Source organism: Limnohabitans sp. DM1 (assembly GCF_001269385.1).
Lineage (GTDB): Bacteria > Pseudomonadota > Gammaproteobacteria > Burkholderiales > Burkholderiaceae_C > Limnohabitans_A.
This window is the reverse complement of sequence record NZ_CXOO01000034.1, coordinates 22,869-35,421: the sequence shown is the minus strand read 5'-3', so window position 1 is coordinate 35,421 and position 12,553 is coordinate 22,869. Positions and strand designations below refer to the sequence as shown.

Sequence of the window (12,553 nt, the reverse complement as noted above, 5' to 3'; positions counted from 1 at the left end):
TATTCATGAACGGGAAACATCGGAATCATTGGAAAAAGAAGACGTCACGGCTGCGCCACTGCCAAGCATTGCAGCTATCTGATTGGTCGACAGACCCGTAGCCAACAGCAAGCTGCGTGTGTGTTCACCCAGTCGCGGGGGCAGCGCCACGGGCGGGCGCTGGCCATTGAAGCGCACGGGCACCCCCGGAAAGCGCACCTCGCCCATGGCGGGGTCTTGCACCGACTCGAAAAACCCGGTGGCCAACAAATGCGGGTCTTGCGGCAAATCGTCCAGCCGCCCCACGGGCGCTGCCGGGATTTCGAGCCGCTCGCAAGTAGCGATCCAGTGGGCGGTGGAGTGCTGCTGCACAAAACCGGATGCGAGTTCGAGCAGTTCGGCAATGTGCCGCGTTCGCTGCGCGATGTCGGCAAAGCGCGGGTCCGCCGCCAGGTCGGGGCGGCCCACTTCGGCAAAGAAACGCTGCCAATGGGTGGTGGTGTACGGCATCATCGCCACGTAGCCGTTGGTCGTTCTGTAAGGCCTGCGCCAGGGCACCAGCACACGCGGGTAACCCGCACCCGACAGCGGCGGCACAAAGTGCTGACCGTAAAAGTGCTCCACCAGATTGAAGCCCACCATGGCCTCGAACATCGGGATCTCGACCAACGCACCCTCACCCGTGCGCTCGCGCTGCATCAGGGCTGCCAAGATGGCGTGCGCCGCCACATGGCCGCAGGTCTTGTCGGCGGCGATGGTGGGCAGGTAACGCGCCTCGCCCGTCTGGCGCTCCATCAGATCGGCCAGGCCGGACATGCCCTGGATCACATCGTCGTACGCGGGCCGTCCCGAATAAGGCCCCGGCAAAAAGCCCAGCAGGCTGGCATACACCAGCCGGGGGTGGCGTTGGCGCAGTGTGTCCGGATCGATGCTCAGCGTCGCGAGTTTTTGGGGCCGCATGCTGTGCATGAACACGTCGGCCGAATCGACCAAGGTCTGCAGCGCCTGCTGGGCTGCGGCCTGCTTGAGGTCGAGCACCAGGCTCTTTTTGCTGCGGTTGGCGCCCATGAACATGGCGGCCATGCCTGGCTCTAGGCCCGGGCCCGTGTGGCGCGTCGAATCGCCCTCGGGCGGCTCGACCTTGATGACTTCAGCGCCGTAGTCGGCCAGCACCTGGCTTGCCAGGGGGCCAAAGATCACGCTCGACAGGTCCAGGACCCGGATTCCTTGAAGTGGCTGCATACCTGAGACGGTGGGGTGTATTGCGGCTGATTATTTCTGCCGCAGGTGTTTTCGTCTAATATTTGTTTTCACCTCTGTGATAGCTATTGGATATCAATGGACACCCGCCAGCTGCGCCACTTTGTGGCCCTTGCCGAAACCCTGAACTACCACCGTGCGGCCGAGCGGCTGCACATCTCGCAGCCGCCGCTGTCGGCCTCGATCCGCAAACTCGAAGAAGACCTGGGCGTGCGCTTGTTCGAGCGCACGCGGCGCGGCACCCACCTCACGCCTGCGGGCGAGGCGGCGCTGGCCGATGCCCGCCGCGCGCTGTTTCACACCGAGCAGTTCGGCCGCACGGCCGCCGCCACAGCCCGGGGCGAAGCGGGCACGCTGCGCATCGGCTTCATCGGCTCAGCCACCTATTCGCTCATGCCCCGGCTGATGCCGCTGTTTCGCGCACGCTACCCCGACGTCGAGCTGGTGCTGAGCGAATCCACCACGCAACGGCTGATCGAGCAGGTGGAGCAGGGCGATCTGGACGCGGGGCTGCTGCGCTTTCCGATGGTGCAAGCCACCCAGGCCCGCATGACGCCCATCGAGCGGGATGTGTTTGTGGCCGCACTTCCCGAAGGCCACCCACTGCTGAGCAAGCCCAAACTCAAGCTGTCGGACCTCGCCAGCGAAGCGTTTGTCATGTACAGCGCCCAAGCGGTGCCGGGCCTGCACGCGATGGCCTTGCTCGCTTGCCAGCAAGCGGGCTTTGTGCCCCAAGTGCAGCAAGAAGCCGTGCAGGTGCAGACCGTGGTCAGCCTAGTCGAGAGCGGCTTGGGCGTGGCCCTGGTGCCCTCTGTGGCCACCCGCCACGCCATGCCAGGCGTCGTGTTCCGCCAAGTGCACGGGCCGGGCGGATCGAACGAGATTGGCATTGCCCTGCTGTGGCGTCCAGACACCGAAACGCCTGCGGCGCGTAGATTCAGGGAGACACTGATGAGTCTGGACAACAAGCCGATTGCACAAGAGGCAGACGACACTTTCAACCATCCAGCACATCATTAATCTTGCCCTGTGAAGTATTCAATGAGCAAAAGGTTTGTAGGTCGGTAGCTTTAGATCCGACAAGTGCCCGTGCCGAAGCCAGCAACTTCGGAGCCAAAGCTACCGACCTGCGGCTGGATGACAAGCACGATCTTCGGCAGGCTGTGTCCACAGCGGGAATTGACAGACACAAAAAAGCCCGCTTGATGCGAGCTGGTTTGTAGATTTCAACATTGAATCATGGAGGCTCGGGCCGGAGTCGAACCGACCTACACGGATTTGCAATCCGGTGCATAACCGCTTTGCTACCGAGCCATGTTCTGAAAAAATTCTTACAAAAAAGGGAAGCTTAGGCTTCCCTTTTTGCTGAAAGATGTTGGCACTTCTTTCATTGTTTGGAGCGGGAAACGAGGCTCGAACTCGCGACCTCAACCTTGGCAAGGTTGCGCTCTACCAACTGAGCTATTCCCGCATTGTCTAGCTTTAGATTATACAACGGAACCGAACAATATCCGTTGCAGCTGACATCAAAATCAAACATGCAAATTCTCGAGATTGGAGGCGCGGGCCGGAGTCGAACCGACCTACACGGATTTGCAATCCGGTGCATAACCGCTTTGCTACCGCGCCCTATTCCTTCAAAAGGAACCTCGAAAATCGCACAAAAAAGGGAAGCTTGGGCTTCCCTTTTTGCTGAAAGATGTTGGCACTTCTTTCAATATTTGGAGCGGGAAACGAGGCTCGAACTCGCGACCTCAACCTTGGCAAGGTTGCGCTCTACCAACTGAGCTATTCCCGCATTTCAGATAACTTAGCATTATATGATTCGTTGTCTGCAATGCTGCAAATTATAGCGAGATTTTCGGGTCAAACGAAGTCGACCCTGAAAATTTCCATCAATGTTTGATGGTCTCGGGTTGCGCTACAGCGGGCACCGTTGTCACCACTGCAGCCACCTCTTCTTCACTCAAGGGCAAAGGTTTGGCTTCCAGGGCGACTTCCAGCACCTGATCAATCCACTTTACAGGCACAATTTCCAAGCCGTTTTTCACGTTCTCAGGAATGTCCTGCAGGTCTTTGACGTTGTCCTCGGGAATCATCACGGTCTTGATGCCGCCGCGCAAGGCTGCCAGCAACTTTTCCTTGAGTCCTCCAATGGCCGTGACTTCACCGCGCAGGGTAATTTCACCGGTCATGGCCACGTCGGCACGCACTGGAATACCCGTCATGGCCGACACCATGGCCGTGGTCATGGCAGCCCCGGCGCTGGGGCCGTCTTTGGGCGTGGCGCCATCGGGCACATGGATGTGCAGGTCTTTCTTTTCAAAGACCTCGTCTTTGATGCCCAATAGGCGTGAGCGGCTGCGCACAACAGTGCGAGCAGCTTCCACAGACTCTTTCATCACGTCACCCAGCGAACCGGTGCGGGTGATCACACCCTTGCCGGGCATCAAGGCCGCCTCAATGGTCAGCAAATCACCACCCACCTCTGTCCAAGCCAAGCCAACCACTTGACCAACTTGGTTCTTTTGCTCAGCACGGCCATAGGTGTATTTGCGCACGCCCAGAAAGTCGTTCAAGTTATCAGTGGTCACTTCCACTTGCGGCTTCATTTGCTTGAGCAGCAAGGCCTTGACCACTTTGCGGCAAATTTTGCCCAGCTCACGTTCCAGAGAGCGGACGCCAGCTTCACGCGTGTAGTAACGCACCACATCGCGCACCGCTTCTTCCGTCACGTTCAACTCGGTCGCTTTGACGCCATTGTTGGTCATTTGCTTGGGCAGCAAATACTTCATGGCGATGCTGGTTTTCTCGTCTTCGGTGTACCCCGACAGGCGGATAACTTCCATGCGATCCAACAGGGCCGAAGGAATGTTCATGGAGTTCGAAGTCGCCACGAACATCACATCGCTCAGGTCAAAATCAACTTCAACGTAGTGATCGCCAAAAGTGTGGTTTTGCTCAGGATCGAGCACCTCCAGCAAGGCGCTCGAAGGATCGCCCCTGAAATCGGTGCCCAGTTTGTCGATCTCGTCGAGCAGGAACAGCGGATTCTTGGTGCCGACCTTGTTCAGGTTTTGCAGCACCTTGCCCGGCAAAGCACCAATGTAAGTACGGCGGTGCCCACGGATTTCTGCTTCGTCACGCATGCCGCCCAATGCCATGCGCACATACTTGCGGCCAGTGGCCTTGGCGATGGATTGCCCCAAGGATGTCTTGCCCACGCCGGGTGGCCCGACCAGACACAGAATGGGCGCCTTGACCTTGTCCACGCGTTGCTGCACGGCAAGGTATTCCAGGATGCGGTCTTTGACCTTGTCCAGGCCATAGTGATCTTGGTTCAGCACATCTTCGGCATTGCCCAGATCGTGCTTGAGTTTGGTTTTTTTGCTCCAGGGCAAACCAGTCAACACGTCTAGGTAATTGCGCACCACCGAGGCTTCCGCCGACATGGGCGACATGAGCTTGAGCTTTTTAAGTTCGCCTTCGGCCTTTTTGCGGGCCTCGGGAGACATCTTGGCTGTCTTGATCTTCTTTTCGATGTCCTCGATGTCGGCGCCGTCTTCACCATCCCCTAACTCTTTCTGGATGGCTTTGACCTGTTCGTTCAGATAAAAGTCACGCTGATTTTTCTCCATCTGGCGCTTGACGCGGCCACGGATGCGCTTGTCCACATTGAGGATGTCAACTTCGTGCTCCAGCTGGGCAAACAGGTTTTCAAGCCTTGCCTTGATGTTGGCCAGGTCCAGTACCTGTTGCTTGTTCTCAAGTTTGAGCGGCAGGTGGGCCGCGATGGTGTCGGCCAGTCGTCCAGCATCGTCGATGCTGGAAATCGAGGTCAGGATTTCGGGCGGAATTTTTTTGTTGAGTTTGACGTACTGGTCAAACTGCTGCATCACGGCGCGGCGCAAGGCTTCAATTTCGCTGCCAGGCTCAGACTGCTCCAAGCCGGGATCCACCGGCGACACCGTGGCCACAAAGTGCGCTTCACCGTCCACAATGCGCTGAACCAGGGCACGCTGCTGGCCTTCGACCAGCACCTTCACGGTGCCGTCTGGCAATTTGAGCATTTGCAAAATGGTCGAAACGCAACCCACATCAAACATGTCAGAGGCATCAGGCTCGTCTTTGGCGGCCGTTTTCTGGGCCACCAGCATGATGCGGCGCTCGGCCACCATGGCTGATTCCAGCGCTTTGATGCTCTTGGGGCGTCCCACAAACAAGGGAATCACCATGTGAGGGAACACCACCACGTCGCGCAATGGCAACATGGGCAGTTCAATCGGGGTGGTCGGTAAAGGTGTGTGTCCAGACATGGTGTGTACCTCAGGTCAATTCAGCTGCACATGGATGCTGCACCGCCGAATTCAACCCAGCAAGCTGCAGGGTTATAGCGCGCGGTGCTGCACTCATGGGGATCAGGCCTGTTTGGCCGACTCGCGGTAAACAAGCAGCGGCGCCTTGTTGTCGTCGATGGTGGACTCGTCCACCACGACTTTTTCAACATTGGCCGCATTGGGCAAATCAAACATGGTGTCAATCAGCGCTTGTTCCATGATGGAGCGAAGACCACGGGCACCGGTCTTGCGGGCCAATGCCTTGCGGGCAATCGCCGTCAGCGCGCTGGGTCGCACTTCCAGATCCACCCCTTCCATGGAAAGTAGCTTGGTGAACTGCTTGACCACTGCGTTTTTCGGCTCGGTCAGGATTTGAACCAGCGCATCTTCGGTCAGCTCGGCCAAGGTGGCCACCACCGGCAAGCGGCCCACCAACTCGGGAATCAGGCCAAACTTGATCAAGTCTTCCGGCTCAACTTCATTGAAAACTTCAGTCAGCGAGCGTTGTTTTTTACTCTTGACCGTGGCGCCAAAGCCGATACCGCCCGCTTCGGTGCGGTTTTCAATGACTTTTTCAAGGCCGGCAAAAGCGCCACCGCAGATGAACAAAATGTTGGTCGTGTCGATCTGCAAGAAGTCCTGGTTGGGATGCTTGCGTCCGCCTTGCGGAGGCACGCTGGCCATGGTGCCTTCCACCAACTTGAGCAAGGCCTGCTGAACGCCCTCACCCGACACGTCACGGGTGATCGAGGGGTTGTCGGACTTGCGGGTGATCTTGTCGATCTCGTCGATGTAGACGATGCCGCGCTGGGCACGTTCGACGTCGTAATTGCAGGTCTGCAGCAGCTTGGCCACGATGTTTTCGACGTCTTCTCCCACATAACCGGCTTCGGTCAGGGTGGTGGCGTCGGCCATCACAAAAGGCACATCCAGCATGCGCGCCATGGTCTGGGCCAGCAGGGTTTTGCCCGAGCCTGTAGGACCGATCAGCAAAATATTGCTCTTGGCCAGCTCGACGTCATCCTTTTTGGCGCCGTCCTTGTGTTTGAGGCGTTTGTAGTGGTTGTAGACCGCCACGGCCAGGCTGCGTTTGGCCTTTTCTTGGCCGATCACGTAGTTGTCGAGGTTGGTCTTGATGTCCAGAGGAGTCGGCAAACCATCCTTGGCGCCTTCACCCACCAAGGTTGTGGCCAATTCATCGCGCACGATGTCATTGCATAAATCAATGCATTCATCGCAAATGAAGACCGACGGGCCTGCAATCAGCTTTTTGACCTCGTGCTGGCTTTTGCCGCAAAAGGAGCAATACAGGTTTTTTTCAGAAGTAGAGCCTTTTTTGTCGGCCATAAAAAGTCGCCTTGGAATCCGGGGATCGTCAATGATAACGAAAGAAAAACGGCGCTCACCTGCACAGGTAAACGCCGTCCAAAAGAGCCTGAGTCAAACGGCTTGCATCAAGTCCGCTTGGCGATCACCTGATCGATCAAACCGTAGTCTTTGGCCTCGTCCGCCGACAGGTAGTAATCGCGCTCGGTGTCCATCTCGATTTTGCTCAGCGGCTGGCCCGTGTTTTCGGCCAGGATGCGGTTCAAGTGCGCACGTGTTTTGACGATTTCGCGCGCAGCAATCTCGATTTCAGTGGCTTGACCACGCGCACCGCCCAGTGGCTGGTGAATCATGATCTTGGAGTTGGGCAGCGAAAAACGCTTGCCCTTGGCACCCGAAGACAGCAAGAAAGCGCCCATGCTGGCAGCCATGCCGTTGCACAGCGTGGACACGTCGGGCTTGACGAAGTTCATGGTGTCGTAAATCGCCATGCCCGCGCTCACCGAGCCACCGGGCGAGTTGATGTACAGCGAAATGTCCTTTTCAGGGTTTTCACTCTCCAGGAAGAGCAACTGGGCCACGATCAAATTGGCCATGTGGTCATTGACCTCACCCACCAAAAAGATCACGCGCTCCTTGAGCAGACGCGAGTAAATGTCGTAGGCACGTTCGCCTCGGCCCGATTGCTCGATGACCATGGGGACCATGCCCAAACTTGTGATGTCCAGTGCGCTCATCATTTCTCCAAAAATTTCAAATGACTTTAACCCGAGTTTCCAACCCACCAAAGAGATGGGGCTTGTCTGCCGAACTGCAAGCGCGGCACAAGCCCCATTCTTCAAGGGTTCAAAGGCCCCATCAGGCCTGCTGACCCATCAGCTCTTCAAACGTAATGGCTTTTTCGGTGACCTTGGCCTGGCCCAGCACGAAATCAGACACATTGCTCTCGATGACCACGGCTTCGACTTCGGCCATGCGCTGGTTGTCGCTGTTGTACCAACGCACCACGTCATCGGGACGCTCGTAGCTGGATGCCAACTCTTGAATGTGGGCTTGGATCTGCTCGGCCTTGGCGTGCAGGGTGTTGCCACGCACAACTTCGGCCACCACAAGCCCTAAGCGCACGCGCTGTTCGGCTTGGGGACGGAAGATGTCGTCAGGGATCGGGGCCTTGTCGGCGTCCTTGATGCCGCGTTGCTTCAGGTCTGCACGAGCGCCCTCTTTCAGGCGTTCGATTTCGTTTTGCACGATGGCCTGGGGCAGGTCCAGCTCGGCCTTGGCCACCAAGGCGTCCATGGCAGCTTGCTTGTTGCGGGCCAGCAAGCGGAATTTGACTTCACGTTCGAGGTTTTTGCGGATGTCGGCGCGCAGGCCTTCGACAGTCGCGTCGGCGATGCCCAAAGACTTGGCCAGGGCTTCGTTGACTTCGGGCAGGTTGGCCGCTTCAAGTTTCTTGACGGTGACCAGGAAGTCAGCGGTTTTGCCCGCCACATCCTGACCGTGGTAGTCAGCGGGGAAAGCCAGGGGGAAAGTCTTGCTTTCGCCGGTTTTCATGTCGCGCACGGCGTCTTCAAACTCTTTGAGCATCTGGCCGTCGCCCAGGATGAACTGGAAATCTTCGGCTTTGCCGCCGGAGAACACTTCACCGTCGATCTTGCCTTCGAAGTCGATGGTGGCGCGGTCGCCGTCTTGTGCAGCGGCGTCTTGGGCGCGCTGGGCGAAGGTGCGGCGCTGCTTGCGCAGGATGTCGATGGTCTTGTCGATGGCGGCATCAGACACTTCAGCGGTCAGTTTCTCGACTTCGGTGTCGGCCAGATTGCCCAGTTTGACTTCGGGATAGACCTCGAAAATGGCTTCGAAAGTCAGCTGGCCTTCAGGCGCGCCTTCTTTTTCCGAAATACGGGGCTGACCGGCCACGCGCACTTGCGCTTCATTGGCGGCCACGGCAAAGGCCTCGCCCACTTTGTCGTTCAGCACTTCGTACTGCACCGAGTAGCCATAGCGCTGGGCCACGACGTTCATGGGCACTTTGCCGGGACGGAAACCGTCCATCTTGACCGTGCGGGCCATTTTCTTCAGGCGTGCATCGACCTCGGACTGGATGGCCGTCACAGGCACAGTCAGGGTGATCTTGCGTTCCAGTTTTTCAAGGGTTTCAACAGTCACTGTCATCGTCGTTCTCGGTTAAATGAATTTCTCTCATGCCGCCAGGTTGCCCCTTTGGCCAAAAGTCAGCTGGTGCGCGGGGCGGGACTCGAACCCGCACAGTGTTGCCACCGTCAGGACCTAAACCTGGTGCGTCTACCAATTTCGCCACCCGCGCGGGTCCAAACAAAAAGGGCGAACAGGCCGGGATGGGTGCCATCCACAGGCCTGACCGCCCACTTGAAATCGGTCAACTTTCTATTTTAGCCGCTCCGGACCCCGTTTTCGGGTCCGGGCGGTGCTGGTTTTCCCCTCTCCATCAGCGTTTTTCAGGTGCTTGAAGCGGCATCGGTCGGGCGTGGCACACGGAACCAGGCCGCATACATGGCCGGCAGCGCCAGCAATGTCAGGGCGGTGGCCACGATCAGGCCGCCCATGATGGCCACGGCCATCGGCCCCCAAAACACGCTGCGCGAGAGCGGGATCATGGCCAGCACGGCGGCTGCTGCGGTCAGCACGATGGGGCGCAAGCGGCGCACGGCCGACTCGACAATCGCCCGCCAGGCTTCAATACCTGCTGCACGGTCCTGCTCGATCTGGTCGATCAGGATCACCGAGTTGCGCTGGATCATGCCCATGAGCGCGATCACCCCGAGCAAAGCCACAAAGCCAAAAGGCCGGTTGAGCGCCAGCAAAGCCGCCGCCACCCCCGCCATGCCCAAGGGGCCAGTCAGGAACACCAGCACCGAGCGGCTGAAGCTTTGCAACTGCAGCATCAGCAGCGTGAAGGTGATGAACAGCATGATGGGCACGCCCGCCGCAATCGAGGCCGAGCCTTTGGAGCTTTGCTCCACCGCGCCAGCGACTTCAATGCGGTAATCGGTCTGGCCCTGGCTGGCCCACTGGGCTTGCAGCTTCTGCAAATCAGGCTGCAGCTGCGCCGTGACCGTGGCGCCCTGCACCCCTTCTGCGATGTCGGACTGCACCGTGATGGCGTACTGGCGGCCTTCGCGCCACATCACGCCCGGTTCCCAGGCGAAGACGGGACGCGCGATCTGCAAGAGCGGAATCGACTTGCCCGACGTCGTGGGCACATAGGCCTGACCCAGATCGGACAGCGCATCGCGCTCGCTCACAGGCTGACGCAGCACGATGTCGATCAGTTTGTCGCCTTCGCGGAACTGGCCCACAGGCGCCCCCGACAAGAGCGTGCGTGAGGACTGCGCAATGGACTGGCTGGTCACGCCCAAGGCGCGGGCCTTGGCCTGGTCCACTTCCAGGCGCACGGTCTTGACCGACTCGTTCCAGTTGTCGTTCACCCCTCGGGCGCTGGCGTTGCTGCGCATGACGGCCTTGACCTCTTCGGCCTTCTGGCGCAGGGCCACCGGCTCGGTGCCCACCACGCGAAACTGCACCGGGTAAGGCACGGGCGGGCCATTGGGCAACAGTTTGACGCGGCCACGGACCTCGGGGAACTCCTGCGCCAGCAAGGCGGGCAACTTCACACGCAAGCTCTCACGCACCTTCAGGTCACGCGGCAACACGATCAGCTGCGACACATTGCTCTGCGGGAACACCTGATCGAGCGGCAGGTAAAAACGCGGCACGCCCGAGCCCACCCAGGTGGTGACCGAGCTCACACCTTCTTCTTGCGCCAGGCGTTTTTCGACCCGCTTGGCCACCTCTTCGCTGGCACTGTAGGGTGCGCCTTCGGGTAGCCACAGGTCCACCAGAATTTCAGGGCGGCTGGAATCGGGGAAGAACTGCTGCTGCACCTTGCCCATGCCCACGATGCCCAGCACAAACAAGGCGATGGTGATGCCGATGGTCTTCCAGCGGTGGGTCACGCACCAGGTCACCCAGCGTCGGAACTGACGGTAAAACGGCGTATCAAACATCTCGGCGCTGTCGTGGCTGTGCACAGCGCCCTCGCCCACGACCGCATGCACTGGTGGCTTGAGCAGCCAGGCACCCAGGTAGGGCACAAAGTAGACCGAGGCCACCCAGCTCACGATCAGCGCAATCACCGTGACCGCAAAGATGGCGAAGGTGTATTCACCCGTGACCGACTTGGCGATGCCGATGGGTAAAAAGCCCGCCGCCGTGATCAGCGTGCCCGTGAGCATGGGCATGGCCGTCAGCTCATAGGCAAAGGTGGCGGCGCGAAACTTGTCGTAGCCCTCTTCCATCTTGCGCACCATCATCTCGACCGCAATGATGGCGTCGTCGACCAGCAGGCCCAGCGCAATGATGAGCGAGCCCAGCGAGATCTTGTGCAGACCGATGCCAAAGTAATTCATGGCCAAAAAGGTGACGGCCAGCACCAGCGGAATGGTGATGCCCACCACCAGACCGGGGCGAATGTCCAGCGTCCAGCGTTTCCACAGGGGGTTGTTTCCGGGCCGCTTGTGCAAACCCAGCGCCAAAAAGCTCACCGCCAACACGATCACCACCGCCTCGATCAGCACTTTGATGAATTCATTGACCGATTTGGACACGGCCGCTGGCTGGTCTTGCACCTGCTTGAGCGCCAAGCCCACGGGCAAACTGGCTTCGATTTGCTTGACCGTGGCATTGAGCGCCTTACCCAGCGCAATGATGTCGCCGCCCTTGGCCATGCTCACACCCAGGGCAATGACTTCTTCGCCGTCATGGCGCACCTTGACGGACGGCGGGTCCACATACCCACGGCTGACCGTTGCGATGTCGCCCAGCCGCACCTGCGCGCCCGAGCCGCCACGTATGGGCATGGCCCGCAGGTCGTCCAGATTCTGGAACTGCCCGCCCACGCGCACCTGCACCACGTCGTTGGGCGACTGCATCGTGCCCGCCGACTCGACCGCGTTTTGCTGGCCCAGCTGCGCCAGCACGGCGCCCATGTCCAAGCCCATCTGGGCGATTTTCTTTTGCGAGACGTCGATGAAGATTTTTTCGTCCTGCACGCCAAAAAGCTCGACCTTGGCCACATCGGGCACGCGCAGCAGCGTCTGACGCACGCGGTCGGCGTGCGTCTTGACCTCGGCGGCGCTGAAGCCATCGCCGCTCAGGGCGTAGATCACGCCATACACATCACCAAACTCATCGTTGAAAAACGGCCCCACAACGCCCTGCGGCAAGTTGGCGCGCATGTCGCCGATCTTTTTGCGCACGGTGTACCAGACCTGCGGCACCTCACCGGGCTTGGAATAGTCCTTGAGTTCCAGAATGATCTGCGACTCGCCCGGCTTGGAGTAGCTGCGTATCTTGTCCGCATAGGGCACTTCCTGCAGCGTGCGTTCGAGCTTGTCGGTCACCTGCTCGGCCACCTGCTGGGCCGTGGCCCCAGGCCAGTAGGTGCGCACCACCATGGCACGGAAGGTGAACGGTGGGTCCTCGTCCTGCCCCAGCTGAAAGTAAGACGCCATGCCCAACACCATGAGCGCCACCATCAGGTAGCGCGTCAGGGCCGGGTGCTCCAGCGCCCAGCGCGAGAGGTTGAACTTGTTGTTGTCGGTGTCACTCATGGG

Annotated in this window: 7 protein-coding genes and 5 tRNA genes; 1 reads left to right on the top strand and 11 read right to left on the bottom strand. The window is 59.3% G+C overall.

Annotated features, from left to right (window positions below):
• Window positions 1-3 precede the first annotated feature (3 nt).
• On the bottom strand, window positions 4-1,221 hold the full coding sequence (locus AMM33_RS13810; RefSeq protein WP_090141888.1) for a CaiB/BaiF CoA transferase family protein: 1,218 nt from the start codon (window positions 1,219-1,221) through the stop codon (window positions 4-6).
• Window positions 1,222-1,317: 96 nt separating this feature from the next.
• Between AMM33_RS13810 and AMM33_RS13805 the strand changes: the two genes are divergently transcribed.
• Window positions 1,318-2,259, top strand: coding sequence for a LysR family transcriptional regulator (locus AMM33_RS13805; protein WP_090141887.1), 942 nt, complete (start codon window positions 1,318-1,320; stop codon window positions 2,257-2,259).
• 220 nt (window positions 2,260-2,479) lie between these two features.
• On the opposite strand, the gene AMM33_RS13800 is transcribed toward AMM33_RS13805, so the two are convergent.
• The 10 genes from AMM33_RS13800 to AMM33_RS13755 all read right to left on the bottom strand — a co-directional run bounded on the left by AMM33_RS13800 (window position 2,480) and on the right by AMM33_RS13755 (window position 12,550).
• A tRNA-Cys gene (locus tag AMM33_RS13800) sits at window positions 2,480-2,553 on the bottom strand.
• Window positions 2,554-2,634: 81 nt separating this feature from the next.
• Window positions 2,635-2,710: transfer RNA gene (locus AMM33_RS13795), tRNA-Gly, on the bottom strand.
• A gap of 84 nt (window positions 2,711-2,794) precedes the next feature.
• Window positions 2,795-2,868: transfer RNA gene (locus AMM33_RS13790), tRNA-Cys, on the bottom strand.
• 93 nt (window positions 2,869-2,961) lie between these two features.
• Window positions 2,962-3,037: transfer RNA gene (locus AMM33_RS13785), tRNA-Gly, on the bottom strand.
• Window positions 3,038-3,134: 97 nt separating this feature from the next.
• Window positions 3,135-5,555 (bottom strand): endopeptidase La, encoded by a 2,421-nt coding sequence (gene lon / locus AMM33_RS13780; protein ID WP_090141886.1) that lies wholly within the window; start codon window positions 5,553-5,555, stop codon window positions 3,135-3,137.
• 102 nt (window positions 5,556-5,657) lie between these two features.
• Window positions 5,658-6,923 carry an ATP-dependent Clp protease ATP-binding subunit ClpX gene (gene clpX / locus AMM33_RS13775; protein ID WP_090141885.1) on the bottom strand — a complete coding sequence of 422 codons (1,266 nt, stop codon included), beginning with the start codon at window positions 6,921-6,923 and terminating at the stop codon, window positions 5,658-5,660.
• A gap of 107 nt (window positions 6,924-7,030) precedes the next feature.
• A complete protein-coding gene (gene clpP, locus AMM33_RS13770; RefSeq protein ID WP_090141953.1) occupies window positions 7,031-7,639 on the bottom strand; it encodes an ATP-dependent Clp endopeptidase proteolytic subunit ClpP in 609 nt (202 codons plus the stop codon).
• Window positions 7,640-7,760: 121 nt separating this feature from the next.
• On the bottom strand, window positions 7,761-9,074 hold the full coding sequence (gene tig / locus AMM33_RS13765; protein ID WP_090141884.1) for a trigger factor: 1,314 nt from the start codon (window positions 9,072-9,074) through the stop codon (window positions 7,761-7,763).
• 64 nt (window positions 9,075-9,138) lie between these two features.
• Window positions 9,139-9,225: transfer RNA gene (locus tag AMM33_RS13760), tRNA-Leu, on the bottom strand.
• 151 nt (window positions 9,226-9,376) lie between these two features.
• Window positions 9,377-12,550 carry an efflux RND transporter permease subunit gene (locus AMM33_RS13755; protein ID WP_090141883.1) on the bottom strand — a complete coding sequence of 1,058 codons (3,174 nt, stop codon included), beginning with the start codon at window positions 12,548-12,550 and terminating at the stop codon, window positions 9,377-9,379.
• Window positions 12,551-12,553 lie beyond the last annotated feature (3 nt).